Genomic DNA, 26,760 nt, shown 5'->3' on the forward strand with positions numbered 1-26,760 from the left:
ACAACAAAAAAGAGCGCCACAATGGACGCTCTTTTTTTATTTCATATCTTTTTGACAGGCATAAAAAAGCCGCTTAGTGATTTCACTAAGCGGCTTTTAAGCTTACTTTTATATCAATCAGATATATTCAACTTTTTCGATTTCGTAAGTAGCTTCGCCGCTTGGGATTTTAACAGCAACTTCATCGCCTTCTTCTTTCCCAATAATGGCTTTCGCGATGGGCGATGCATAAGAAATTTTCTTCTCTTTCACATCCGCCTCATCATCACCCACAATCTTATAAGTAACCGTATCTTCCGTATCCACATTATAAAGTGTGACGGTTGTACCAAAAATCACTTTGTTTGATACAGGCATAGAGGCAACATCAATCACCTGTGAATCTGCAAGTTTTCCTTCAATCTCTTTAATACGACCTTCAGCAAACCCCTGCTCTTCACGAGCGGCATGATACTCTGCATTTTCTTTTAAATCGCCATGTTCACGAGCCGTTGCAATGTCTGCAATTACGCGAGGACGAACTACAGTTTTAAGGTGGTTTAACTCGTCTCTAAGACGAGCTTCACCTTCTACTGTCATTGGTACTTTTTTCATTATTTCCCCAAGTGCAAATCTTGTAGTCTTCTGACTTTAGTTTCGCCAGTTAGGCCTATTGCCAAACTAGTCGCTTCAGCGCCAGCTAATGTTGTAGTGTAACAAACCTTGCGCTGTAATGCTGTACGGCGAATCACAGAAGAATCCGTAATAGCTTGAGTTCCTGATGTGGTGTTAATGATGTAATCAATTTCACCATTTTTCATCATATCAACAATGTGTGGGCGACCTTCGTTCACTTTATTGACTTTACGAACCTCAACACCATTTTCGGTCAAGTATTTTGCTGTGCCTTCCGTACCAACTAGGTCAAAGCCTAAATCGGCCAAACGGCGGGCAACGGCAACCGCACCTTCTTTGTCCATATCGCGAACACTGATGAAAGCACAGCCCGATGTTGGCAACACAGTACCGCCACCAAGCACCGCTTTACCAAAGGCTTCAGCAAAAGTATCGCCAACACCCATGACTTCACCAGTCGATTTCATTTCAGGCCCAAGAATCGGATCAACGCCTTGGAACTTGTTGAATGGGAAAACCGCTTCTTTCACGCTGTAGTAAGAAGGGATAATTTCATCTGTGAAACCAAGCTCTACCAAGGTTTTGCCAGACATAACCAAAGCGGCTAACTGAGCCAAAGAACGACCAATACACTTAGACACAAATGGCACAGTACGCGATGCACGAGGATTCACCTCGATCACATAAATTTCACCATCTTGCACTGCAAGCTGAGTATTCATCAAGCCGATAACACCAAGCTCTAGCGCCATACTCTTAATCATGTCGCGAATCTTGTCTTGAACTTCGCTCGACAAAGAGTATGGAGGCAAAGAACAAGCTGAATCACCAGAGTGAACACCCGCTTGTTCGATGTGCTGCATGATACCGCCGATAACCACTTGATGACCGTCAGAGATACAATCGATATCGATCTCAATCGCAGCATTCAAGAAGTGATCAAGCAAAACAGGACTGTCGTTAGAGACTTTCACAGCGCTTGTCATATAACGCATCAATTCTTTTTCGTTATAAACGATTTCCATCGCACGACCACCTAATACATAAGATGGACGAACAACTAACGGATAACCTATATCTGCTGCTTTTGCCGCCGCTTGTTCAACACTACGTACCGTCGCGTTATGAGGTTGTTTGTAACCTAAGCGTTGAATCATGCTTTGAAAACGCTCACGGTCTTCCGCACGGTCAATAGACTCAGGCGTTGTACCTATAATAGGCACACCTTCATTTTGCAAAGCTCGAGCAATTTTCAGAGGTGTTTGACCACCGAATTGTACGATAACGCCTTTTGGTTTTTCTTTACGAACGATTTCCAAAACGTCTTCTAGCGTTACCGGCTCGAAGTACAAACGGTCAGATGTATCGTAATCCGTAGAAACCGTTTCTGGGTTACAGTTCACCATGATGGTTTCGTAACCGTCTTCACGCAAACCTAATGCTGCATGTACACAGCAGTAATCAAATTCGATACCTTGACCGATACGGTTTGGACCACCACCTAAGATAATCACTTTATCTTTATCACTTGGTGCTGCTTCACATTCTTCTTCGTACGTTGAGTACATGTACGCCGTATCTGTTGCGAATTCCGCAGAACAGGTATCCACACGCTTGTAAACAGGGTGAACATCCATCAAGTAACGACGCTCACGCATGGATTTTTCAGTCACATTTAACAAATGTGCAAGACGAGAATCTGAAAAGCCTTTACGTTTCAAACGACGGATAACGTCGTAAGTCATGTCAATCAAGCCTTTATCAGCAAGCGCGTTTTCTTCCTTGATCAAATCTTCGATTTGTACCAAGAACCAGTGATCAACGCCTGTAGCTGCGTAGACTTCGTCTATTGTCATGCCTGAACGGAATGCATCGCCAATGTACCAAATACGATCCGCACCTGGAGATTGCAATTCATAAGCTAATTTTTCTTTGCTGTTCTCTTCAGCAAGGTTTAACTGAGGATTGAAACCGTCAGAACCCACTTCTAAACCGCGTAATGCTTTTTGCAAAGATTCTTGGAAAGTACGGCCAATCGCCATTACTTCACCCACAGATTTCATCTGAGTGGTTAAACGATCATTGGCTGTTGGGAATTTTTCGAAAGTGAAACGAGGAATTTTAGTCACAACATAATCGATTGCTGGCTCGAAACTCGCTGGCGTTTGACCACCTGTGATGTCGTTTTGCAACTCATCTAATGTGTAACCGATCGCCAATTTCGCTGCGATTTTCGCAATTGGGAAGCCTGTCGCTTTCGATGCCAAAGCAGAAGAACGAGACACACGAGGGTTCATCTCGATGACTACAAGACGGCCTGTTTTCGGATCCATACCAAACTGTACGTTTGAACCACCTGTCTCAACACCGATTTCACGCAATACCGCCAAAGAAGCGTTACGCATGATTTGATATTCTTTGTCTGTTAGCGTTTGTGCTGGCGCCACTGTGATCGAGTCACCCGTGTGGACACCCATGGCATCGAAGTTTTCGATGGCACAAACGATGATGCAGTTGTCTTTTTTGTCACGGACAACTTCCATCTCGTACTCTTTCCAACCGATTAGAGATTCATCGATTAGCAATTCGTTGGTTGGCGATAAATCCAAACCGCGAGTACAAATTTCTTCGAACTCTTCCATGTTGTAAGCAATACCGCCGCCGGTGCCGCCCATGGTGAAAGAAGGACGAATGATACAAGGGAAGTTAACTTCCGCCTGAACTTTCAATGCTTCTTCCATGTTATGAGCAATACCAGCGCGAGGGCATTCTAGGCCAATCGCTTTCATTGCTTGGTCGAAACGGTTACGGTCTTCCGCTTTGTCGATAGCATCTGCCGTCGCACCGATCATTTCAACATTGTATTTAGCTAGTACACCATGACGCTCTAGATCCAAAGCACAGTTCAAAGCTGTTTGACCACCCATAGTAGGTAGAACCGCATCTGGACGTTCTTTTTCAATGATCTTCTCGACTGTCTTCCACTCGATTGGCTCAATGTAAGTCGCATCGGCCATCACAGGATCTGTCATGATTGTTGCTGGGTTAGAGTTGACAAGAATGACTCGTAGGCCCTCTTCTCGTAACGCTTTACACGCTTGCGCTCCAGAGTAATCAAACTCACAGGCCTGGCCGATGATGATCGGTCCAGCACCTATAATTAAAACGCTTTTTATATCAGTACGTTTTGGCATAGTCTTTCGTTCCGCTCCCTTTAGGCTTTTGAGGCTGTGATGTTTTCAATGAACTGGTCGAACAAAGGCGCAACATCATGCGGCCCTGGGCTTGCTTCTGGGTGACCTTGGAAGCTGAATGCACTTTTATCTGTACGAGCAATACCTTGCAGAGATGCGTCAAACAAAGATTTGTGAGTCATCACAAGGTTCGTTGGTAAAGAACCTTCATCTACCGCAAAACCGTGGTTTTGGCTGGTGATCATCACTGTGCCTTTTTCAATCGCTTGAACAGGATGGTTAGCGCCATGATGGCCGAATTTCATCTTCTTAGTTTTCGCACCGGATGCCAAAGCCAACAGCTGATGACCAAGACAAATACCAAATACCGGGATTTCAGTTTCCAGAATTTCTTTGATGGCTTGAATCGCGTAATCACAAGGCTCTGGATCACCAGGGCCGTTAGATAGAAAAACGCCATCAGGATTCATTGCCAACACTTCACTGGCTGGCGTTTGCGCTGGCACAACCGTCAAACGGCAACCGCGCTCAACCAACATGCGAAGAATATTGCGCTTCACACCAAAGTCGTAAGCAACTACATGGAACTCAGAAGAATCTGCCGTTGTGTGACCTTTCACAAGATCCCAAGTAGATTCTTTCCATTCATATGCTTTCTCGACAGTCACTTCTTTCGCTAAATCCATACCTTTCAGACCCGGGAAAGCTTGTGCTGCAGCGATCGCTTCTGCTGTTTTGTCTAAAGCGTCATCACCTGCGATGATGCAACCCGCTTGAGCGCCTTTTTCACGCAGAATTCGAGTTAGCTTTCGTGTATCGATGTCGGCAATACCCACAACACCTTTACGTTTTAGGTAAGCATCAAGAGATTCTTCAGAACGCCAGCTGCTAGAGATCAAAGGAAGATCACGAATAATCAAACCTTCGCACCATACATTGCTGGATTCTTCATCTTCAGAGTTAACGCCGGTATTCCCGATGTGGGGATAGGTCAAGGTGACCATTTGTCGAGCATAGGAAGGATCGGTAAGAATTTCTTGATAACCAGTCATTGAGGTATTGAATACTACCTCAGCAGTTGATGAGCCATCAGCTCCGATCGACACACCTTTAAATACTGTGCCGTCTTCCAGAGCTAGAATCGCTGTTGTTGCCAAAGGAACCTCCCGTTTAAAGCCTATTCAGGTTGCAAAAAAGCGAGACGAACCTAGATTCATCTCGCTTTTAAATAATTGCGTTTTTGATGCCGGTTTATCTTAGCTTTTCCGATAAATCTCTCGATCAAAAAATCTGAGCAATTTTACTACCATACGCAACCAGCGTCCACCTTGAATCCCAAGTAAATCGCCAAAAACGCTCGTTTTTCACAGCTTTTTAATTGACTCTTTAGTCAGAAATTAGCAATCCCTAGCAGAGTAAATCATCCGCTACTTTTTGTGCGGTTTCATATCCTTTCAAATTACCCAAAACAGTCAATGCAAAGACCATTGCAACAGCCGGCCCTTTTCCAGTCAGAATGTTCTCATCCATCACAACAGGAAGATCGGAAATGTATTCCGCGCCCGTTAAGCCGTCTTCAAAACCTGGGTAACAAGTTGCTTGTTTATCCACCACATAACCGTGGGAGCCAAACACAACAGACGGTGATGCACATACTGCTGCCAACAAAGCATCTTCTATATCATGTTTTTCTAACATGTTTGTTAACAATTCACTGTCGCGCAAATGTTCAGCACCTGGCATACCACCAGGTAAAACAATAGCGTTATACATTTCATCGGCGACTTCAGCCAACAAAACATCCGCTTCTAACTTACAGCCATGCGCCATCGTCACTTGTTTAGCGTCATGCACACTCGCCACAGTCACTTCCACACCACCACGACGCAATACATCAATAATAGTAATGGTTTCAATATCTTCATTGCCATTGGCAACAGGCACCAACACTTTGCTCATACTCATGCTAAAACTCAGCCTTTTCTATTATTCAATTCGTTTCATATTTTTAAAGTAAACAAGCAAGCCGATTCACGACCTTGCTCTGTTTGGTAATAATTCTTTCGACGCCCGACCAGTTCAAACCCCAACGATTCATATAAAGAGACAGCGCCTACATTTGACTCTCGAACCTCCAGCAGACATTCCGTCACACCTTCTTGTTTTGCAAAGCCCAACCATTCATTCATCAGTTTTTTGGCCAAACCTTGGCGACGTGCCGCCTTGCTCACAACCACCAATTCTAATTCTGACTGATCCCCCCATTGAGATGCCGTTAACCATCCAAGTATTTGATTCTCAGCCTGTTCTGATTCTTTATCTGCGGTCTCCACCAGCCAGTTTTTTCGTGTTTTCAAGGCATCTAGAATCAAAAACTCCCCCCAAGGATGCGGGTTTGATAAAGCATCAAGGCGAGCAATGTCAGAAAGGTCGGAATCAACGCAGGCAGGACGAATACAAGACGCTATCATTTAGCGCTTGTCTCTAAAAAAGCTAGCTTGCATCGCTTGCCATGCGTCTTTGCGTAACTCTGGAATTCGGTAAAGCTCAGGCAGACTGACAATACGAGCTGTTGGGTATTGTTTCAGAACACTGTTTTCAGGCAAGTCATCAATGAGTTGAGTGATTTGATTGCCAGCCAGTACCAACATAGGCGCATCGGAAAAACTGTTCGCCAATCGGCCAACATAACTTTCTACCGCACCAAACAACCAGTCTGAACGCCCTAAGAAATGCGGGTTTTTTAAAGCATCTGGCCACGAAAACGCACTGCTTTGCCATTCTTCAACAGACTCTTTTAATAAGGCTTGCCCCATCTTTAGAGCAAGACGCTCAATGTCTTCTGCTTGAGAAAAAACATGTGGCACATCACTCAGAATCAATAACTTATTCGATAAAGCATAAGCGCGAATGTCTAAATGCATCATTTGATGCTTCGTTTCTGGCTGAGCCTCAACCGCAATATCTACCGCCAACTCTTCAATTGGCTGCAAATCCTCTACGATAATCTCAGGCCCAGCATTTAATTGTTCACGCAGATAATTAACCGACTTTTCTTTCTCTTCGGGCAAGACTTTAACAATAGGCTCAGGGATAGCAGCCCCGAAACCTCCGATGTCTGTCGATTGCTCTGCTGACGAAAACACACTATCGGAAGGCAACTCAATCACAGAATCAACGCCTGTCACCGCCCAAGGTTGCGCTGGTGAAAAGACGGTTCCAGCAACCCCTTCCGGTGCGGACAACCAAGACGCCACGCCCATTTGCGCTAGGCAATGAGTTTGAAAAGCTTCATTTGGAGTAAGTTCGCGGAACATATACTTTTAATATCTCTGTTTAAGACTACTGAAAATAGATCGAATAATACTGTTTAAACGCTGTCAATTGTTGATTGCAATCATCACACAAATATACGCTGATAGAACACAAGATGCCACTTACTCACCGCAAGATTCAATGGTCTGGTATTCATCTCCTGTGTATAATCACGCCATTGATAAGTCCCCGAAAAAAAGCTCATCTTCGAATAAGGTACACATTATGATCTCTATGCTATCCCGCTTAGCTATTATTGCGGCCGTGTCTATTAGCAACTTAAGCTTTGCCAACGGTTTACCTGATCTAAAAGGCCGCACTATTTCAGCCGTCACCGAAAACGCCTACACACCTTTGAACTTTGTTGATCCAGCGACTGGTAAAGGCATTGGTTGGGAATACGATGCCATGAATGAAATCGGCAAGCGTCTTAATGCCAAAATCGAATGGCACTTAAGCAGCTGGGACACTATGATCCAAGCCGTAAAACAGGGCCAATACGACGTTGGTATGGATGGCATCACGATCAACGAAGAGCGTGCACAACAAATTGATTTTTCTGATGCTTACATGACATCACAACAATTCATGCTGGTTCGTGCTGATGAAGATCGCTTCACCGATGCAGAATCTTTTGCTGCAAATGATGACTTTCATTTTGGCGCACAAGCAGGCACAACCAACTTTTACGTTGCGGTTTACGATGTATTAGATGGTAACGAAGACACCCCTCGCATCACCTTGCTAGAAACCTTTGGCGCATCTGTTCAAGCGCTGAAATCTGGCGACGTAGACAGCGTACTCATGGATGCGGCTTCTGCTCGTGGTTACATTGGGGCAAATCCTGGCGCATTCAAAATTATCGGAGGCCCTCTAGGCTCAGAAGATTTTGGTTTTATTTTTACGCCCGGCTCTGACCTTGTCGCTCCGGTTAACGCAGCGATTAAGAGCATGAAAGACGATGGTACATTCGACGCACTGAATAAAAAGTGGTTCTTCGACTACAACCAATAACCAGCTTATAGACAAGGATTCTTTTTAAAGAGTCTGCTCGTAACCGATCTTCTCAGAATAACCAGAAGATCGGTTTTTTCTTTATTCAACCACCTGTAAATGGTTTTGCCATTACCTAATGATGCCCTTGAAACGAACTCTAGAACGCACACCTTGGTGGTTAGTCACTGCCATTATCATCGGTTTAGTCTTGCTGTGGAACATGGCAACCGACCAAAGCTACCAACGCATCGCAGGCGCTTTAAGCCAAGGGTTGCTCACAACCATAGGCGTTAGCTGGCTTTTCTCGTCATCGAATTATTCGAGAATGCGCCCGCTTCTACGTGGAAATATTTCGAGGCGTACCAGTACTCGTTCTCTTGTTCTACATCGCTTTTGTTGGCGCACCGGAAATGGTCAACCTCTACAATTGGACACTGCAAATTCCAATTGAAGCAGGTTGGATTGAAAAAGCCCGTACGCGAGACTTCACTCTACTTTGGCGAGCTATCATTGCTCTTGCGATTAGCTACAGCGCCTTCATTGCAGAAGTTTTCCGAGCAGGAATTCAAGAAGTCAGTAAAGGACAGACAGAAGCAGCGAAAGCATTAGGACTTTCCAATTGGCATCGATTTCGACTGATCACCTTGCCGCAGGCCATGCGCAAAATATTACCACCGCTCGGCAACGACCTTGTGGCCATGATCAAAGACTCAGCTCTCGTCTCCGTGTTAGGCGTTCAAGACATCACACAGCTCGGGAAAGTTTTTAGTTCCTCGACCTTTCAATTCTTCGAAACCTACAACGTCGTCGCCTTTATGTACTTGGTACTGACGTTGAGCTTATCTTTATTGATTAGAGCCTTTGAAAGTCACTTAAGGCGTAATGATCATAATTAATAACAGAAGAGCCCTTTGCACGATGCTACGAGCGACGATAAAACAAGTCTTTTCAACCCGTTATTCGCAAGCGCGGTGATCGTGCAAAGGTTTCAGGTTATTTTTCTGAAATGCCAGCTGATTTTATAAGCGGCGCCCAAGTACTGATAGAGTCCGCAACAAACTGAGTATATTCCGCACTGGTCATTGCACTATGAGTAATACCTAACTCTATTAATCTTTCTTTAACAGCGTCACTAGAAAAGATTGCAAGCACGGTATCATTAATGGTTTCTGTCATCTTCGCATCCATTCCTGCAGGAGCAGTAAGACCAACCCAGTTTTCAATAACAACATCGTAACCTTGCTCTCGGAAAGTCGGTACATCAGGTGTTTGAGGGTTACGCTCTGGGGATGCAATGGCGATTGCAATCGCTTCTCCATCAGCAATCATGTCTTTGTTCTGAACGACCATGTCGTAGAACATATCAAGAACACCTGCGCGGAAATCTTGAATAGCGGGCGCACTTCCTTTATATGGAACATGGATAGACTTTGTATCTAATTTCGCATCAACCGCTTCCCCAAGAATGTGGGAAATCGAACCAACGCCACTTGAGCCATAGGCTAATTCTTTTGATTGAGCGTAAGAGATATATTCCTTCACCGTCTTAATTCCTAGCTCTGGCTGGACGAAAAGCCCTGGAGCTGAAGCGCCAATATAGGCAACATGAGTAAAGTCTTCGATCGGTTCATAAGGAATCGTTTTGAACCTTGTAGGTGAAATGGTAAAGGGTGCATTGTTTGCGAGCAGTAACGTGGTTCCATCCGCTGATTGGCGGCTAACATAATCTGCTGCAACCGTGCCTGCTGCTCCTGGGCGATTATCAACAACCGCTTTCTGGCCGTAGTCAGAATCCAAATGCTTGGCTAATAAACGAGCCACAAGATCACTGGTTCCACCCGGTGGGAATGTCACAACGATTCGCACAGGCTCACTGCTCCATGCTCCTGGTGCAGCAAGAGAGACAGGCGCTAATGTCATGGCAAGTGTAGCCAGTCCGGCACCTAATAATACTTTTCGATTATGAATCATTTGTTGTTCCTCTGTTATTTAGTAGGTTGAGTTTTAGATGTTCTAACATGACGATAATTTGAAATGGATTTGTACACAGTAAAGGCAAGAATCCCCACTGTGATAGCAATTAAGGTGGCGCTGATTGGGCGTTCCAAAAACACCATCGCATCACCTCTAGCAAGGAGCATTGAGCGGCGTAAGTGTTCTTCCATCAAAGGCCCTAATACAAAACCGATTAGCAAAGGAGCTGGCTCAAACCGATACAGCCGCATGACATAACCAATAGCGCCTATAACTAACGTTAACCAAATATCGAAAACATTATTATTTAAGCTGTAGACCCCCATACAAATGAGCACCATGATGGTTGGGTACATGTACTTATAAGGAATCTTTAATAAACGTGTCCAAATACCAATAAGGGGAATATTTAGAATCAGCAGCATGATGTTCCCGATAAGGAAACTAGCAACCAGCCCCCAAAACATATCTGGGGCTTCTGTTAATAGCCTTGGTCCAGGTGTGATGCCATGAATCATTAAGGCGCCAATAACAAGCGCCATTGGAGGGCTACCAGGAACCCCAAGCGTTAATGTCGGAATGAAAGCGGTTTGTGTGGCTGAATTATTTGCAGCTTCTGGCACAGCAACAGCAGGAAGAACCCCAGTACCAAATTTTTTCTTTTGTGGAGAAATACGTTTTTCAACGGCATAGGCAATCGCTGCCGCAATGGTTTGACCGGTTCCAGGTAAGGCGCCAAAGAAAGAGCCAATAGATCCGCCACGTAAAATAGGTGAAAGAAGGGATTTCCATTCCGCTTTAGAAGGATAAAAATCATTGTAATCAATCGATTGCGTTGTACTTCCCTCTCGATTATCCCGTATGGATGCAATGAGTTCACTGACGCCAAATAGCCCCATAGCGACAATAACAATGTGAACACCATCACGTAGTTCTGGAATACCCATTGTGAATCTTTGGTCACCTGTTGTTAGGTCAATGCCGATTGTGCCAAGCATTAACCCCAAAACCACCATAGCAATACCTTTTAGAGCACTGCCATTACTGACCGCAGAGGCTGCAACCAAACCAAGTAAAATGACCGCAAAATAATCAGGAGGACCAAAAGATAGTGCCAACTGAGCGAGCGAAGGTGCTAGCGCAGCCATGACCAGCATACCGATAATTCCGCCACCAAAAGAGGCCATAGCGGTAGAAAAAAGCGCAACGCCAGCACGGCCTTTTTTAGCTAATGGATATCCGTCAATGCATGTAATCGACGCAGCAGGTGTGCCCGGTATGTTCATTAATATTGAAGCGATTGAACCGCCATATTCGGCGCCATAATAGACACCTGCAATCATTACCAAAGCGGATGTGGGATCCAAATAAAATGACAAAGGTAGAATCATTGCTATCGCGGCAAGTGACCCAATACCTGGTAAAACGCCAATGAAGGTACCAAGAAAAACACCAATGAAGCAGTACATTAAATTTTCTGGCTGCAAAACAATGGATAGCCCTTGTGCGAAGTTCGCTAAAATATCCATAATTAAAATCCCACGAAAGGTTTGAAAGGTAAATTCAATAGTTCAATAAATAGGATCCAGCAGGCGATACCGACACAACTACCCAGCACAGTTTTACTGACTAGAGATAAGTTTCGCTCTGGCAAGCTTGCAACAAAGACAGTCAAAAACGCCGCAGGAACCAAGCCTAATCGCTCCGCCGTTAATGCAAAAACAGCCAATGCAGCACAGATCGCCGCAGATCCAATCCAATCTGGTGTACTTGATAGGCCATCACCTCGTAGTTCATAAAAACAAATAGCAAGCGACAGCGCTCCTAGGATCAAACCTGTGATAAAAGGAAATGCTCCTGTCCCTAAACGAAATGGCGAGCCAAGCCCTAGCTCTATACCACCAATCACAAAAACAACACTGATGATAAAAAGAACGCCCCCACCAATAACGCCAGACCATACCGCAAGGCTGGAAGTAGGGTGATTTGATTTAACGCTGTGCATTGTTTTGCTTTCGGCGTTGGTGTTACCAACACTAGAAAGTGTTTGAACACGTGCACTACTAACAGCATGAATTTGTTCAATGGCTCTTTGGACTTCTGCTTCACGACTATCAGCAAGGCGCATTTCAAAGCTTTGTATTACGCTTCCCATGTCCTCATGGCAAGCAAGCGCAACGATAAAAGGGAAACCGAATTTTTCTTGGTATTGATCATTTAAACTAGAAAGTTTTTCTCGATACTGGCTATCTTGTGAGGTCAGGCCGTGACGTGCTTGCTCCTGTTGTGAAGCTTCTGTCATTAAATGTGGCTGATTTGGCGCAAGCTCAGGATGAGCCCTAAAAAGTGCAAGAGACTCTTCTTCATTCAATTTGCGCAATTCATGAAGAATGGCATCACAAAGCGCTTTATCATCAGCAAAAGGACGATGTTCGGACACTCTTTTCGCAACAATGGGCGCCCGTTCGATCAAAGGTAAAATCATCGAAAGCGCTAGATCATCATCTGCATCATTAAGTTTAGAAAGAGTATTCATACGACCCTAGAATCTATGGATTTAAATAGAGATTAGGGCGTTATTTCATTCCCGTCTATAGAATAATATCGAACCTTTTATTCTAATTAATAGAATTCAATTTATAATAATATCTTCAGCTTTCTAGGACATAAAGGAAGAAAAGTAAAAATAAATTAAGGGGTAAATAGATTATCTAAAGAGTCGTTAGATTGTTCTAACAATTGCTCAGCAATATGAATGATTTTCGTACCGACATCCGGTAATGGCATTTGGGCGTTCGATATTATTGCAATGGATTGTTGAAAAAGGTCTTTGTCGCTAATCGGAATAAACTTCAATGCACCTGATTTTATTTCAGGCCCTGCATCCACTTCGGAAGTCACGGAAATATATTTCCCTGATACTGCCAGTAACTTCATGAGCTGGACTGAACTCACCACAACAGAGTTCACCGCTTTTTCAAAAATCCACCCATGTCGCGCTTCCAAGAGCTTTCTTATGGGAAGTGAAGAGCTTTGAAATGCCACAGGAAAGGTCACAAACTCTTCTAAACTGATGCTTTTTTTTGCTGCAATAGAGTGATCTGGCGAAGCAATACAACCTAATGGAAACTCCTTTGACCAATGGTAAATAAGATCAACATCAGGCTGAGGATTTGCCACAATGGCAATATCAAAATCGCCATTGATAACGCCTTTCACAGCACGATCAGGACTGGTTATCTCAAATTCGGTTTGGACCCGAGGAAACTTATCACCTATTTCACTGGCTAATTCGAGTGCCAGCCCATTTACCATACCATCCATTGCGGCAATTCGAATATGACCGTATTCAACACCTCGATTAGCTTGCATAAGTGTCCAAAGTTTGGCGCTATCAAATCGCCAGTTCCTTGCTAAATCCAATACCAACCGACCAGCAGGAGTGAGCACCATGCCTTTTACATTGCGATCAAAAATCAATTCTCCTAAATCTTCTTCAATCGCTATGATTTGACGATGAATCGCGGACGCAGATATTCCTGTTTCGCGAGAAGCGGCCTGAATGGATCCAAGATGAGCAACTTGCTCGACGTACTGTAGCGAACGAGGAACTAAATGAAGAGCCATGTTATTTTTCTCACACAATGAATAGAAAGTAGATACTTAGATTGCATTCTAAAGCACACAAGCTTTCATGAATTATACCAACCTTGTAAAGGTCGTTAGAATCGAATAATCCTTTTTCGGACCGACTACCGAGAAGCTCAATTGAAATTGTCTGTCAGATAAAAACTCAAACTTTGCGTCATAATGATCTTTGATACACAAATGGTGTGACTTGAGAGTACTGGCTTGAGTAAAAGCGAAACTCAAAAACAAATCGCCCTTTGTTGCGCCATCAGAGAAGAAAATATCAAAGCCTTCATCGGTCATTCGATATTGATAAGTACGGAACGCATTTGGCTTTTGATCTTGGCTTTTATTCTGAATATTTGACAGAACCATCGCTTCTTGGAAATCCAAGCATTGTTCATGCTCATCATTCACCTGAAACGTAGCTTGCCCAGTAATTTCTCCAAAGCCAGAAATCGCTCGCTGTACTTTCCAACTGCCTACAAAGTAAGACAACACCTCTTTTGCTTCTATTTCGTGCATTATAATTCTGAACCTGTAGACGTTTTGCTTAAAAGAAACCGAGAATGTTACCACCAGTTTTTAATAAATCATTAAAAGCCAATACTTATCGAAAAAACATTGTGCAAAATAATTTTGAATAACCCTCTATTCAGCGAAGGTGTATCTCTTTTTCTATTATTTCTACTACAGAAACATGCAAACTCTTCGACCTAATATGCTTATTAGGGATAATTCAACGTCCAGTTTTGAAGCTTTCTTGCTCATTTGCAAGAAACAGTCTGATGCGTACTTATTTTGCTAAAAATCTGCATATTTCGGCAATTATGCACTTAAAATCGCCTATTCGGCAAAGACAAGGGAAGCGTCTTTTCAGCTATTTCAATCCCAAAAAATTCCTCTAATATGAACTTCATCAGACGGGGATTTGCTTACCAAGTCCCAAGTAGAAATTAAATATATAGAAGGAAAACATCATGAAAAAATTAGCAGCAATCGCAGCAACTCTTGTTACAGCAACTGTTTTATCAACTTCCGCTTTTGCATTAGACAATGACAACCCTCGTGAAGAACTTCGTAGCGCTAAAGTTGGCGTTGAAGCATTAGCAGTAACGTTAGAAAACCTAGGTCAAACAGTTGATACAAGCGTTGATTTGAATGGAGCTTACACTCTTAGCCAAAAAGAAGCTGTTTACAACGCTAAACAGGCTGAGCTTCAAACTCAATTTAATGAATTCCGTGCTCAATAAGAGCGTAATTTAAAATTAACGATTAAATTCAATTTTAAAAGGATACTACCATGAAGAAATTAACAGCAATCGCAGCAACTTTTATCACAGCATCAGTTCTATCTACTTCAGCTTTCGCATCAAATGACGACAGCCCTCGTGAAGAGCTACGTAGTGCTAAAGTAGGTGTTGCAGCACTAGCGGTAACACTAGAAAACCTAGGTCAGACTGTTGACACAAGTGTTGATTTAAATGGTGCGCACACATTCGGTCAGAAAGAAGCGGCTTACAATGCTAAGCATGCTGAACTTCAAGCACAATTTGATTCACTGCAACTAACTTCAGCGGAATAATCCTCTTTTCCGTTTCATTTTAGATGCCTCCCCTTGAAAGAAGCCTCAATGTTGATTCCCCTTCGTTGAGGCTTCTTACTTTTTTACCCTTTCATTCCTTCACTCTTCATCACTAACGCATCTCACAAACTAAAAAGTCAGCCTCTAAAACGTAAGTTCTCTCTAGATAGTTGATCAACAGAAGTTTTGCCCATTAGTTTCATATCTCGCTCAAGCTCCGTACGCATGAGCCCTAACGCACGCTCAACACCAGGTTGACCAGCTGCAGCAAGTGGATACAAATACATTCTGCCAATACCCACTGCTTTTGCACCAAGCGACAAAGCTTTCAATACATGAGTGCCACGCTGCACACCACTGTCGAAGATCACATCGATTTCATCCCCAACTTCATCAACAATTTCGGCCAGTTGATCAAACGAACTACGAGAACCATCCAACTGTCGGCCACCGTGGTTAGAAATAATGACGCCTGTGCAACCAATTTCGACCGCTTTACGTGCGTCTTCTCGGCTCATAATACCTTTTAGACAAAACTGACCATCCCAGAATTTCACCATTTCGGCGACATCATCCCAGTTCATTGAAGGGTCAAGCATATTGGTAAAGTAGTCACCAATAGATGTAGCACCACTGCCCATGTCAATGTGTTCATCAAGTTGCGGCAAGCTGAAAGGTTCGTGTGTGACATAATTAATGCCCCACATGGGTTTCAGAACAAATTGCAGTATGCCTTTCAAGTTGAGTTTAAAGGGAATAGAAAAGCCAGTCCTCAAATCCCTTTCACGATTGCCTCCTGTAATGGAGTCCACCGTTAGCATCATAACTTGTACACCGGCGTCTTTTGCCCGCTGCATCATGGCGCGATTTAATTCTCGATCTTTGTGAAAGTAAAACTGATAAACCTGAGGTGTATTGGTTTGTTTTGCAACTTCTTCCATACTGACTGTACCAAGAGAAGACACACCAAACATGGTGCCGTATTTCTCTGCCGCGCCAGCAACGGCACGTTCACCATCATGGTGAAATAAACGCTGTAACGCCGTTGGAGAGCAGTAAACTGGCATATCTAGCTTCTGACCCATCACAGTCACAGAAAGATCGACATCCTGAACACCAGTTAAAACACTCGGCACCAAATCACAGGTTTCAAAAGCGGCCGTATTGCGACGATAAGTCGACTCATCATCAGAACCACCATCGATATAATTAAAGATCGGGCCTGGCAAACGCTTTTTAGCTAAAACCCGAAAATCATGAAAGTTATGACAATCTTTTAGTCGCATCATTGTGTTCCTTATTTTTTAGTTGCTCACTTAATCAATTCAGTCACTATAGTACGAGTTTCATTTATGATAAATATGACACAAAATAATAAACTCTTTCTTAAAATGGCGTAATAATAGTGAATGCAGCAGATTTAACACTTTTTGTTTACGTGGCCGATACAGGTTCTTTCAATAAAGCCGCCCAATTAGCAGAGCTATCCACCCCCGCTTTAAGCAAAAGAATCAGTCGCCTTGAACAAGCACTTGGCGTGCAATTAATTCACCGAACAACAAGACGGCTTAGCCTGACAGAAGCAGGAGAAAACCTTTACATACATGCTAAAAACATAGAAGGACAAGTCAGCGACGCCGTGGCGGCGGTATCTGCTTTCAGTCACGGGCTAAGTGGGCACATAAAAATCTCTGTGCCCACCATTTCTGGAGAGTTACTACTGGCCGAAGCGATCGCTGAGTTTTGCCAAATGTACCCAAACATCACAGTGGATATGCGCCTAGAAAATGACTTTGTGAATCTGGTCGAAGAAGGGCTCGATCTTGCGGTTCGCACCGGAAAATTAGAAGACTCCAGCTTAATCGCCAAGCCATTGATTCAATCCAATTGGGTGGTTTGTTGCTCACCAAGTTACATTGAAACACACGGTAAAATCACTCTTCTAGAAGAACTAAAAGAGCACAATTGCCTCGCCTATACGTATCAGGCACAAGGCTCATTCGATTGGCGCTTTATTAAAAATGAGATAGGTAAAGGTTCGACAGAAGAAAACGTGCGAATCAGCGGAAGTTTAGCCACCAACAACGCTCAAGCCTTACGCAAAGCCGCTTTGGCAGGCTTCGGTATCGTTTATGTACCTCGCTGTTGCGTCTATGAAGATCTACAGAAAGGCTCTTTACAAGCCATTTTGACCAACTACCAACCACGACAACTTGGCGTCTACGCAATTTACCCACAGACTAGATATTTACCAGAAAAACTTAGGCTACTGATAGAGCATATAAAAAAAGCCTATCAAAACAAGAAAGAGTACTTTTAAAAAAAGTATCAAAACAAAGGCATTTGGTCGCCTTCTTTAGGCGGTACTTTGAATTGTCGACAATCAAGAAAGCTCAGTCGATTACCATCCAGCCCATGTTTTCTTCTGGCCATATGAAAACGCTGACTGATCAAGTCCGCAAACACACCCTCGCCAGTCATACGTTTGCCGAATTGACTGTCGTAAAGCTTTCCACTTCGCATGTCCATAATACGCTGCAATACATGATCGGCCCTATCTGGGTAATGTTGCTTTAACCAATCTTTAAACAATGGAGCTACTTCATGGGGAAGGCGCAACATAACGTAGTTAATAGATTGCACACCTACCTCAGCGGTTGCCGCGACAATCTCTTCTAATTCATGGTCATTAATAAAAGGTATGACAGGCGCAGCCAAAGCACTAACAGGAATACCCGCTTCCCGCAGCGTTCGGATTACCTTCAAACGTGTTGCTCCAGAAGCGGTTCTTGGCTCTAAAATACGCTTTAAATCATTATCCAATGTGGTCACACTGATGGCCACATGAATCAGGTTCTTCTCGGCCATTTGCGCCAAAATATCAATATCACGCAGAATCAAAGTGCTCTTAGTAATAAGGGAAATCGGCTGGCGATGAGCCAAAGCGATTTGTAATAAATCGCGGGTGATTTTCAGCTCCTTCTCAATAGGTTGGTAGGCATCAGTATTAATCCCAATCGCGATCGGCTGGCAACGATAATTCGCGTGAGCCAACTCTTCTTCGAACAAATACGCGGCATTGGTTTTCGCCACCAGCTTTGTCTCAAAATCCAATCCTGGAGATAAATCTAAATAAGCGTGAGTTGGTCGAGCAAAGCAATAAATACAGCCATGTTCACAACCTTTATAAGGGTTAATGGATTGACTAAACGGCACATCTGGCGAACTGTTGCGACTAATGATGCTCTTAGTTCTTTCGTGGCGAACCTCTGTTTTCGGTGACGATGCTTCCAATAAAGCCACATTTTCGTCATTTTCATCCACTTCCACCAAAGTAATGGCAAAACGCCCAGCTAAATTATTGGCTGTACCTCGCCCCTTAATTGGCGAATGAAAAGGATTCGTATTATTTGAAATAGACATAAATAAATCCAACAAATACTGTATATATATACAGTTATTTTGAGCATTTTAAATTCACAATGCAAGGCTTATTCACCTTAATTTCCTGTTAGCATAAAAGGCATTCAATGATTGTTTTTGGTATTTGTTGGAGAAAGCTTTTATGTCAGAATACTTTGCTACTGTGGAATGGAAACGTTATTCACAAAACTTTCTAAACCGGCAATACAGCCGCGCCCATGAATGGAAATTTGAAGGTGGTGTGGTGGTGCCCGCCTCCTCTTCCCCTCATATCGTTCCTATCCCCATGTCTGTTGCTGACAACGTGGATCCAGAAGAAGCCTTTGTAGCTTCTATCTCAAGCTGCCATATGTTGTTCTTTCTCGACTTCGCTTCCCGCAAAAAACTCATCGTAGAACAGTACATAGACAAAGCGGTCGGCACTTTAGCCATTGGGCCAAATGGCAAGCAGATGATGACAGAAGTGGTATTAAAGCCAGAGGTAATCTTTGTTGGAGAAAGGCCAAGCCCAGAAATATTAAAGGCCCTACATCACCAATCCCACGAGGCCTGCTTTATTGCTAACTCAGTGCTGACCAATGTGAGAGTGGATGAGGTCTTTTACAAGTGATGACTTACAAGGCATTAATAAATAATGCGTAAGCGTTTAAAAAAACTACAAATGCAAAATTGAAATATAAGCTTTAAGGGCACGGCTTCACCAATTCAAATTCACAATAGCCGTAATCCGCTCCATTTATTCTCACTGAAACGGCATGCGTTCCTGAGTAATATTGACGAGTTGTAATGACTTTAAAAGGATGCGTTTTTTGTATGGTTAATGTTTCTGAGGGCGAAAGCGTGACACTCTTCCATTTAAAGACTTTCGCTGTTAATGAACCATTGGCTTTTTTATGATGAACCAAATAGTCAATAATCAAGGTTTGTTCATGCTCTGCTGAAGACGCTATTATCAACTCGAATGTTATATCATCGCCTATGCATACTGAGCTTGTTAACGTGTTCAGCGCGTTCAATGTAACTTGTGCAGGGTGAATACCAAATGCCGCTAAGGCCTCTGGATGACCTTGTTTGATTAAAGTACGGCACGCGTGTTTTACCAATCGCAGACGATTCTTTTGTTGGTCTTTATTTATTGGCTGAGCTTCTGCTTGTAACCAATCTTTCGCAATACTTGCGACCTTATCTGGGTGATCTTTAGCAATATCATTTAGGTGATTTGCTACCGAGCGTCTAACATATTCTTCCTCGTCATCCCTTAATACTGTTAACAAAGGTATTAGCGGCGAAGGGTCTTTTATCAAGTTAGGCAATTGCATGGCCCAAGGTAACCTTGGCCTTGTGCCTTCGCTCACCAAACGACGAACATGATAATCATCGTCATATACCCAAGAGGAAGTAATAGCGAGTGCTCGTTGCTGATCGGCAATGATAAAAGGTCGAATATCGAACTCTGAGGAAAAGTACGACGTCATGTCTTTAAGCAAATTTAGACTTAGCTCAAAGTTTTCTAACCCATGCTGAGCAACAACCATACCTAGCGGCATCATCGCCCAGCCGCATAAACCCTCTTCATCACTTTGTTGTGAGACTTTAAGGTTAGCATGGGGCCGAGTGTGTAACATCCGCCTTAATATTGAATACCTAAGGTTTAGCTCTACTGGCAAGACTTTGTGCATCTCGTCGGCAATAAGTTGCGCTCGCTGTTTTAGCTCTAAACTATCGAGCTTCGCTTCTATAGTCCGACAAAATGCTTCTTCGTTAAAATTTGGTTCAGAAGGAAGTTGTTTGGATAGATGAAACGCAAATAAGCGCACCAACGACATCGAGAGTTTATCTTTGAAAGCTTCCATCACAGTCCCCTAAATATACGTTCAATGGCGAATCTTTATAGGCCATTACAAGGATGATGTAACCTAAAGCCTTCACTTTACAATGAAAACCTATTTTACTCTTCAGAAATGGTATAAAACCTTTCTACCTGTTGAGTCACCTTACCCCAATGTGACGCCTTCACTCGGCCTTGGTGCTTTTCAAAAGCGGACTTGTCGGTGAACTCTTCATAAACATCGAAACGGTACGGATTGTTTGAATCTTGGGTGACTGTAAAAGTAATGCAGCCAACTTCTTGATGAGTCAGTGCGATATGGTTTGGCAATTCACTCTCAACCGCTTCCAAGTCTTCCCTTGGCACTTCAATATAACCGCTTAATCTTATCTTCTTCATACTTTTCCCTAGTGTTTAAAAGACAATTTCCAATCAAACTTTACCGCACACACCGCCAGTAATACCAGTAAAACCCCCAGCCCTTGCCATAAACTGATTTGTGTTGAAAAGGCAGCATAATCGACAAAAAGAGCGGTAACAGGGTAAATAAAAGACAATATGGCGATTAAACTGGTCGGTAACTTTTGGAAACTGTCGTACATGATGATGTACATAAACCCTGTTAGTACGGCACCAAGAACCAAGAGATCAATCCATTGACTTGTCTGGGTTGGTAAGTGAGAAAAATCCATAAAAGGTAATAGCATAAACACACCAATAACCACCTGAACCAAAGCAACAAAGGTGGACGGCACTTGGCTAAATTTTTTGGTTAGCAGAGTTGTTACCGTATAAAGTAGGGCGGCACCTAAGGCGAGCAATAAACCAATGATTGCAGAAGGCTCAGATGAAAAATCCGCATCACCCGCGAAGAGCGCCGCGATTGCTTTTAGGTCTAGCTCAACAATTAAGAATAAACCGATAAATGCCATACTGAGCCAAAAGAGTAATGAGCTTGACAGTTTTTCTCGAGTAATAAGTGCGCCTGCTAGTACCAAAAATAACGGTTGCATGTGATACGCCACAGTGGCGATGGAAAAGGGAATGTAGTGAAACGAAGCAAAGAGAAAAATCCAATTCGACACCAAGGTGATACCACCTAAAATAATCGCCCATAACACACTACGCTTGAAAAACTCACGACGTATTAAACCAGAAAAATACGCATAAACACCTAAGACAGTCGCGCCTATAACGCAGCGAAAAAACACTACATTCCATAAAGACTGTTCAGAACTGATAACAAAATAACCTATGGTTCCTGACAATATCATAGCGAGGACAAGCTCAATCGTGCCGACGCTGGTGGCTGAACGGTTCATGGTTTTCTCCTTAGTTTTGCATTGGGTGAACAAACTGCTCTATGGTGAGTAGAATAAAGACTAATCAACGCCATTGGCAGACATAAAAAAGGCAAATATAGAGAGTTACCCTTTATTTTGGAGGCAAAAATGCGAAATGACTTTAGAAAAAATGAATTCCACCTAGATGGTATTGATACCAAGCTAATTGAACTCTTGTACGATAATGCGAGAACCCCAGTGAGTGAGCTTGCTCGCACTGTTGGTATGACGGCTCCCAGTGTTAATGAACGTTTAAAACGGCTTGAAGAAAGTGGTGTGATTGCAGGCTATCGAGTGGATATTAATCCTGCTGCTCTAGGCTACAGCTTAATGGCGATAGTACGTATGCGCCAATTTCCCGGAAAAATGCAGGAATTAGAAGCACAGATTCGCGCCATTCCCGAAATCGTAGAGTGCGATAAAGTCACCGGAGACGACTGTTACATCGCGCGTTTATATCTAAAAGATATCAGCCAACTTGACCCTATTCTAGACAGCATATCGGAGCTTGCCGACACCAGCACCGCCATCGTCAAATCGACACCCGTAAAACGGCGACTGTTGATATAAACAGACGCCCACAATGTTTTACGAAACATTCAAAACCCTCTATCCCAGAACAGAAGGGTCTTGCTGGATCATCAAAGCCTTCATTTCTTCAAAGTGCTGACGAGAGAAGTCTTCTATTTTTTCCCAATCACGGGCTGTTTTTTCAGCGACTTCATCAGACAGTACATTCAATTCTTGACCAGTAGACAACGCCGTAATAAAGATTTGGCAGGCGCGCTCTAATGTCCACATATCATCGAATGCCACGCCAATATCTGTTCCCGCAACCATCACCCCATGGTTGCCCATCAATAAGCGGCTGTTATTTTTCAATAAGCCACACAGTCGCTCACCCTCTTCCACGGTATCTGCCATGCCACCAAACATAGTATCCACAGAAACACGATTAAAATAACGGGCGGTATTTTGATCGACAGGAAGAATTTTGGGGTCTTTCATCGTAGAAACGGCCGTGGCGTATACAGGGTGCAAATGCATGGCAACACGCACATGGGGTAATTTTTGATGAAGCTGACCATGAATAGACCAAGCGGTTGCATCCACATCAGGACGTTCTGCCGTAGAAGGATCATCCGCATCCAAAAGCAACAGATCACTGGCTCTTATGCGTGAGAAGTGCTTCCACTTAGGGTTAATAAGAAATTTCTTCCCATCTTCTGATACGGCCGCACTAAAATGATTGGCAACAGCTTCATGCATGCCAAGATGGGCAAAAATACGAAAAGAAGCCGCTAAGTCGATTCGTATTTGTTCTTCACTAGGGAAAGACATTGTTATCTCCTAAAAAATATTTCCTAATCATAAAAACCTGTGCAGACTCGCATCCACACAGGTTTTTATTGACCATTACATTAATTAAGGCATAAGATTTTTAAGGTCTTCTGCGTTTGGCGCTTGGAAGTTATATTTTTCTAATAACGCTGTGTATTCAGATGTTTTACTGAATTTTTCAATACCAGCAATCAGTGTATTTTTGACTTCATCATTGCCCTTTTTAACCGCGAAGCCATTTAATACAGGGTAAAGAATTGTATTAGAAGACACACCAATACGCCCGTTCAGCTTTTTCACAACACCTTTAGCAATAGAAGCATCGGTAACTTGCACTTCAACGGCACCAGATAAGACAGCTTGAGTCGCTTCAGGGTCTGTTGGGTACTCACTGATTTTAATAGAACCTAAACCGTTAGCATCACAGTAATCCACTGATATGCTTTGCACTTGTTTAAGGAATGCCGTACCTGCCATTGTCCCTACTTTATGACCACATAGATCTTCAAATACTTTAGGCTGAAAATCCTTGGCCGTAGGCGCTACGATAGATTGGCCACTTTTTAGATAAGGAATCATATCAATTACTTTTACTCGCTCAGCCGTAATATACATAGAGGAGTTAATAATATCGTAGCGACCACCTTGCAAGCCTGGAATTAAATTGGCCCAGCGAGTATCAAGGTTTTCAGATTCAATCCCCATTACTTTCGCAACACCCGCTAAAAATTCAATATCAAAGCCAGCAGGCTTGCCCTTATCCATATATTCATAGGGCGCATAAGTCATATCGGAGCCCGCAATGATCTTCCCTGTTTCTTTAAAGGCAAAGGCACTTGCGGAAGATAAAATTAAAGCGGCACTCACAGCAACAGTTGCAACACCAGTAACCAGTGAACGAGTTTTACATTCAGAATATTTCATTGTATTTCCTTTCATTAATTTAAGGGATTAATCTTGATTAGCTTGTTGAACAAAAAACGATGCGCCTTTGGGTTTCTGAGGCAACTTCAACGTGTTCTCTACACTTCTGACTTGACCACTTTCTTGTCCCCAGACCATTTCGCCTGAGTGAACACTAGGGAGTGGGCTCTCTCCATATGGGAGAGCATCTTCAGCGGCGTAAACATTAATAAATATGGTACGAGGCAACTCTGTGTCATTCGGGCTTGATGCGTGTAATAAACGCGAATGCATAAAACAAACGGAACCCGCTGGACCATAGCAAGATACAGGGCTCTGGCAGCGCTCTTCTTCCACCTTTTCGCTTATGGTTCCCGTAAATACGCCATCATGCCAATGGGTAAACAACTCTCTTTTATGACTACCAGGAATCACTTGCAGCGGGCCATTTTCTGGTGTGACATCACTGACCATCAGTAGACTTGTGATTAAGTCATCATTACTGTGAGGCGTAAATGGGAAATCTTGATGCCATTTCACTTGCGTCGCCGTATGAGGCAATTTGGAGTTAATTTTTCCGTGGTGAAAACGCGCACCCGAGCCACCAATCAACTGACCAGAGTACTGGGCCACTTTCGATTCTAAGGCGATCCTTTTGTATGTATCAGATACTTCTGTCGGTGATGCGACTCTTCGCAAAGATGGATGCTCTGCACTGTGATCATGCTCAACATCAAAACGAGCACGGCCATCAATGGTTTCACCGTACGCTTGCGTCTGTTTACGGCTTTCTTCAACCCAGCCATTGAAGTCTTCCAACAGGGCAGAAATGTCTTGTGCATTTAATACATTTTCAACAAGCAAAAAACCGTCTTCGTGGTATTTATCAATTTGCCATTGTTCTAGCATCAGATACTCCAAATTTACTCAGTTAAGCTTAACGATACGTCTTTAAGGAAAGCTTCTACGCGTGGATTATCTCCTCGTCTCAATGCCTCAGGTGATTCATCACACACCACGCGGCCTTTTTCCATGAACACAATTCGATCAGAAACGTTAAAAGCGAAATTCATTTCATGAGTGACGATCACCATGGTGATGCCGTCTTTCGTCAAATCTTCAATCACTTGCAACACTTCATTCACTTTTTCAGGGTCTAATGCAGAAGTCGGCTCATCAAACAACATAATGCTTGGCTTCATCATTAAGGCTCTGGCAATCGCAATGCGCTGCTGCTGCCCACCAGACAATTGATGAGGGTATTTCCAAGCGTGCTCTAACATTCCAACCTTGTTCAAAAGTTGGTACGCCTGCATTTCTAACGCTTTTTTCGGTGCCAATTTGTGGTAACGGGGCGCCAATAGTAAGTTGTCCATAACAGACAAATGCGGGAACAGATTAAAACTTTGGAACACCATCCCGATTTCTGTTCTATGTTCAGGATGTTCAATGACACGTGGCTTGCTTGAAACTTGACGAAGCAATTTGATAAATGGGTTGCCATTCAACTTGATTTCACCGTTATCAAGTTGCTCCAAACCGTTCAGGAGTCTTATCAAGGTTGTCTTACCAGAACCTGAAGGCCCTATAATAGACACCACTTCACCGGTCTGTACGCTCAAATCAACGGCACCAAGTACTTCCACATCGTTATAGCTTTTGTGTAATTTATGAGCCTCCAATGCTGGCCCATCAATCTCTGCCGCTTTTTCCGCTTTCAATTGCGGAGCGTTCGATATTTCCTCAATCAATTCTGCTGAAAGCTGCTGTTTTGGCTTCGCTTTCGTTACATCCAAGGCGTTCTCTAAAAAGCGTAATAAGAAATCAAAAACCGTCACGATCATCACATAAAAGATCGCCACAGCGGCCATGGTTTCCAATACCAAAAAATTCTGTGTATAGAGTCGCTGACCAACGAGCAATATTTCTGTTAGCGACACCACGGAAACCAACGAGGTTAACTTCACAATAGAAACCAGCTCATTGGTTAATGCAGGCAACGCCACACGAAAGGCTTGAGGAATGATGACCAAGTACTGAGCACCAACAAAACGAATACCGAGCGCCTTCGCAGCCTCACCTTGCCCCTTCGCAATAGAGAGTAAACCGCCGCGATGTATCTCAGCGATATAGGCGCTTTCACACAACACCATGGCAAGTAAGCCAGCAAGGAAAGGATTGGATAAAAAGTCCCCTGTAGCAGGAAATACCAAAGGCATGTTGTAAACAAACATCAATAAAACGAGAAGAGGTAAACTGCGAAACAACCAGATATAAAATTTTGCAGGGATATTTAAAATGCCGTATTTAGATTGTCTGCCCAAGGCAAGAACAAAACCAAACACAATACTGATTAACCAACTGGCAATACTGAGCTGTACCACAGTCCAACTTGCCAACCAGAAGTCCGATAAGCTGAACAAGCTAAACAAATATTCCCAATCAAATACCATAATACTCGTATCCTCATTTCAACCAGTTTGTTACAAGCGATTAATTAACAAGCGACAGACATAAACCAAAAGTCGATCCTTGCTTGAATTTATAATCAGTATGTAGGGGGCTGAGTATGGCTAGCAATTAGTATTTTTTTCTCTTCTGCTTCGGAAAAAA

At 43.2% G+C, this 26,760-nt stretch carries 28 protein-coding genes; 8 read left to right on the plus strand and 20 right to left on the minus strand.

Annotated elements, in window-relative coordinates; translation table 11 throughout:
• Positions 1–117 precede the first annotated feature (117 nt).
• The 6 genes from greA to ABFY09_RS09835 all read right to left on the minus strand — a co-directional run bounded on the left by greA (position 118) and on the right by ABFY09_RS09835 (position 7,126).
• On the minus strand, positions 118–594 hold the full coding sequence (gene greA / locus ABFY09_RS09810) for a transcription elongation factor GreA (RefSeq protein ID WP_347984138.1): 477 nt from the start codon (positions 592–594) through the stop codon (positions 118–120).
• Positions 594–3,809: a carbamoyl-phosphate synthase large subunit gene (carB, locus tag ABFY09_RS09815; protein WP_347984139.1), complete on the minus strand. Its 3,216-nt coding sequence runs from the start codon at positions 3,807–3,809 to the stop codon at positions 594–596. Before carB ends, greA begins: the two co-directional genes overlap by 1 nt.
• Positions 3,810–3,829: 20 nt before the next feature.
• Positions 3,830–4,966 carry a glutamine-hydrolyzing carbamoyl-phosphate synthase small subunit gene (carA, locus tag ABFY09_RS09820; protein WP_347984140.1) on the minus strand — a complete coding sequence of 379 codons (1,137 nt, stop codon included), beginning with the start codon at positions 4,964–4,966 and terminating at the stop codon, positions 3,830–3,832.
• A 250-nt stretch (positions 4,967–5,216) separates the two neighbouring features.
• The gene (locus ABFY09_RS09825; protein WP_347984141.1) at positions 5,217–5,774 is read right to left on the minus strand and encodes a DJ-1 family glyoxalase III; all 558 of its coding nucleotides are present in this window, start codon (positions 5,772–5,774) and stop codon (positions 5,217–5,219) included.
• A 35-nt stretch (positions 5,775–5,809) separates the two neighbouring features.
• Positions 5,810–6,280 (minus strand): GNAT family N-acetyltransferase, encoded by a 471-nt coding sequence (locus tag ABFY09_RS09830; protein ID WP_347984142.1) that lies wholly within the window; start codon positions 6,278–6,280, stop codon positions 5,810–5,812.
• Positions 6,281–7,126 (minus strand): hypothetical protein, encoded by an 846-nt coding sequence (locus ABFY09_RS09835; protein WP_347984143.1) that lies wholly within the window; start codon positions 7,124–7,126, stop codon positions 6,281–6,283. It lies immediately after the preceding gene.
• A 223-nt stretch (positions 7,127–7,349) separates the two neighbouring features.
• Between ABFY09_RS09835 and ABFY09_RS09840 the strand changes: the two genes are divergently transcribed.
• The 3 genes from ABFY09_RS09840 to ABFY09_RS09850 all read left to right on the plus strand — a co-directional run bounded on the left by ABFY09_RS09840 (position 7,350) and on the right by ABFY09_RS09850 (position 9,016).
• Complete coding sequence (locus ABFY09_RS09840) at positions 7,350–8,138, plus strand: transporter substrate-binding domain-containing protein (RefSeq protein WP_347984144.1); 789 nt, start codon at positions 7,350–7,352, stop codon at positions 8,136–8,138.
• 127 nt (positions 8,139–8,265) lie between these two features.
• Positions 8,266–8,571, plus strand: a complete 306-nt coding sequence (locus tag ABFY09_RS09845; RefSeq protein WP_347984236.1) for a hypothetical protein — start codon at positions 8,266–8,268, stop codon at positions 8,569–8,571.
• Positions 8,462–9,016, plus strand: coding sequence for an amino acid ABC transporter permease (locus ABFY09_RS09850; RefSeq protein WP_347984145.1), 555 nt, complete (start codon positions 8,462–8,464; stop codon positions 9,014–9,016). The genes ABFY09_RS09845 and ABFY09_RS09850 overlap by 110 nt, the downstream gene beginning before the upstream one ends.
• Before the next feature lie 97 nt (positions 9,017–9,113).
• Here ABFY09_RS09850 and ABFY09_RS09855 read toward each other — a convergent pair whose 3' ends face one another.
• The 5 genes from ABFY09_RS09855 to ABFY09_RS09875 form a co-directional block, all read right to left on the minus strand.
• Complete coding sequence (locus tag ABFY09_RS09855) at positions 9,114–10,091, minus strand: tripartite tricarboxylate transporter substrate binding protein (RefSeq protein WP_347984146.1); 978 nt, start codon at positions 10,089–10,091, stop codon at positions 9,114–9,116.
• Between the two features lie 14 nt (positions 10,092–10,105).
• Complete coding sequence (locus tag ABFY09_RS09860) at positions 10,106–11,623, minus strand: tripartite tricarboxylate transporter permease (protein ID WP_347984147.1); 1,518 nt, start codon at positions 11,621–11,623, stop codon at positions 10,106–10,108.
• A gap of 2 nt (positions 11,624–11,625) precedes the next feature.
• Positions 11,626–12,630, minus strand: coding sequence for a 2-oxo-4-hydroxy-4-carboxy-5-ureidoimidazoline decarboxylase (uraD, locus tag ABFY09_RS09865; protein WP_347984148.1), 1,005 nt, complete (start codon positions 12,628–12,630; stop codon positions 11,626–11,628).
• Between the two features lie 155 nt (positions 12,631–12,785).
• On the minus strand, positions 12,786–13,721 hold the full coding sequence (locus ABFY09_RS09870) for a LysR family transcriptional regulator (RefSeq protein WP_347984149.1): 936 nt from the start codon (positions 13,719–13,721) through the stop codon (positions 12,786–12,788).
• Positions 13,722–13,793: 72 nt separating this feature from the next.
• Positions 13,794–14,249, minus strand: a complete 456-nt coding sequence (locus tag ABFY09_RS09875) for a DUF6314 family protein (RefSeq protein ID WP_347984150.1) — start codon at positions 14,247–14,249, stop codon at positions 13,794–13,796.
• Between the two features lie 455 nt (positions 14,250–14,704).
• Between ABFY09_RS09875 and ABFY09_RS09880 the strand changes: the two genes are divergently transcribed.
• Complete coding sequence (locus ABFY09_RS09880) at positions 14,705–14,977, plus strand: hypothetical protein (RefSeq protein ID WP_347984151.1); 273 nt, start codon at positions 14,705–14,707, stop codon at positions 14,975–14,977.
• Between the two features lie 50 nt (positions 14,978–15,027).
• Entirely contained in the window at positions 15,028–15,309 is a 282-nt protein-coding gene (locus ABFY09_RS09885) for a hypothetical protein (protein ID WP_347984152.1), read from the plus strand.
• 137 nt (positions 15,310–15,446) lie between these two features.
• On the opposite strand, the gene ABFY09_RS09890 is transcribed toward ABFY09_RS09885, so the two are convergent.
• The gene (locus ABFY09_RS09890) at positions 15,447–16,598 is read right to left on the minus strand and encodes an alpha-hydroxy acid oxidase (RefSeq protein ID WP_347984153.1); all 1,152 of its coding nucleotides are present in this window, start codon (positions 16,596–16,598) and stop codon (positions 15,447–15,449) included.
• A 116-nt stretch (positions 16,599–16,714) separates the two neighbouring features.
• Here ABFY09_RS09890 and ABFY09_RS09895 point away from each other — a divergent pair, with 116 nt between their 5' ends.
• On the plus strand, positions 16,715–17,629 hold the full coding sequence (locus ABFY09_RS09895) for a LysR substrate-binding domain-containing protein (RefSeq protein ID WP_347984154.1): 915 nt from the start codon (positions 16,715–16,717) through the stop codon (positions 17,627–17,629).
• An 8-nt stretch (positions 17,630–17,637) separates the two neighbouring features.
• Here the strand turns inward: ABFY09_RS09895 and ABFY09_RS09900 are convergent, their stop codons facing one another.
• Positions 17,638–18,732 carry a PA0069 family radical SAM protein gene (locus tag ABFY09_RS09900; protein ID WP_347984155.1) on the minus strand — a complete coding sequence of 365 codons (1,095 nt, stop codon included), beginning with the start codon at positions 18,730–18,732 and terminating at the stop codon, positions 17,638–17,640.
• 142 nt (positions 18,733–18,874) lie between these two features.
• Here ABFY09_RS09900 and ABFY09_RS09905 point away from each other — a divergent pair, with 142 nt between their 5' ends.
• Positions 18,875–19,342, plus strand: coding sequence for an OsmC family protein (locus ABFY09_RS09905; protein WP_347984156.1), 468 nt, complete (start codon positions 18,875–18,877; stop codon positions 19,340–19,342).
• A 73-nt stretch (positions 19,343–19,415) separates the two neighbouring features.
• Here ABFY09_RS09905 and ABFY09_RS09910 read toward each other — a convergent pair whose 3' ends face one another.
• The 3 genes from ABFY09_RS09910 to ABFY09_RS09920 all read right to left on the minus strand — a co-directional run bounded on the left by ABFY09_RS09910 (position 19,416) and on the right by ABFY09_RS09920 (position 21,882).
• A complete protein-coding gene (locus ABFY09_RS09910; protein ID WP_347984157.1) occupies positions 19,416–20,585 on the minus strand; it encodes a DNA alkylation repair protein in 1,170 nt (389 codons plus the stop codon).
• Positions 20,586–20,680: 95 nt separating this feature from the next.
• Positions 20,681–20,959, minus strand: a complete 279-nt coding sequence (locus ABFY09_RS09915; RefSeq protein WP_347984158.1) for an antibiotic biosynthesis monooxygenase — start codon at positions 20,957–20,959, stop codon at positions 20,681–20,683.
• 8 nt (positions 20,960–20,967) lie between these two features.
• On the minus strand, positions 20,968–21,882 hold the full coding sequence (locus ABFY09_RS09920; protein WP_347984159.1) for a DMT family transporter: 915 nt from the start codon (positions 21,880–21,882) through the stop codon (positions 20,968–20,970).
• Between the two features lie 129 nt (positions 21,883–22,011).
• Between ABFY09_RS09920 and ABFY09_RS09925 the strand changes: the two genes are divergently transcribed.
• Entirely contained in the window at positions 22,012–22,473 is a 462-nt protein-coding gene (locus ABFY09_RS09925; protein ID WP_347984160.1) for an Lrp/AsnC family transcriptional regulator, read from the plus strand.
• Between the two features lie 39 nt (positions 22,474–22,512).
• Here the strand turns inward: ABFY09_RS09925 and ABFY09_RS09930 are convergent, their stop codons facing one another.
• From ABFY09_RS09930 to ABFY09_RS09945, 4 genes are all read right to left on the minus strand, one after another.
• The gene (locus ABFY09_RS09930) at positions 22,513–23,244 is read right to left on the minus strand and encodes a class II aldolase and adducin N-terminal domain-containing protein (RefSeq protein WP_347984161.1); all 732 of its coding nucleotides are present in this window, start codon (positions 23,242–23,244) and stop codon (positions 22,513–22,515) included.
• 84 nt (positions 23,245–23,328) lie between these two features.
• Positions 23,329–24,168 carry an ABC transporter substrate-binding protein gene (locus tag ABFY09_RS09935; protein ID WP_347984162.1) on the minus strand — a complete coding sequence of 280 codons (840 nt, stop codon included), beginning with the start codon at positions 24,166–24,168 and terminating at the stop codon, positions 23,329–23,331.
• Positions 24,169–24,195: 27 nt separating this feature from the next.
• Positions 24,196–25,056, minus strand: coding sequence for a phytanoyl-CoA dioxygenase family protein (locus ABFY09_RS09940; protein WP_347984163.1), 861 nt, complete (start codon positions 25,054–25,056; stop codon positions 24,196–24,198).
• A gap of 14 nt (positions 25,057–25,070) precedes the next feature.
• Complete coding sequence (locus ABFY09_RS09945) at positions 25,071–26,600, minus strand: amino acid ABC transporter permease/ATP-binding protein (RefSeq protein ID WP_347984164.1); 1,530 nt, start codon at positions 26,598–26,600, stop codon at positions 25,071–25,073.
• Between the last annotated feature and the right edge of the window lie 160 nt (positions 26,601–26,760).

This window comes from Marinomonas sp. 5E14-1 (genome assembly GCF_039939215.1).
Classification (GTDB): Bacteria; Pseudomonadota; Gammaproteobacteria; order Pseudomonadales; family Marinomonadaceae; genus Marinomonas.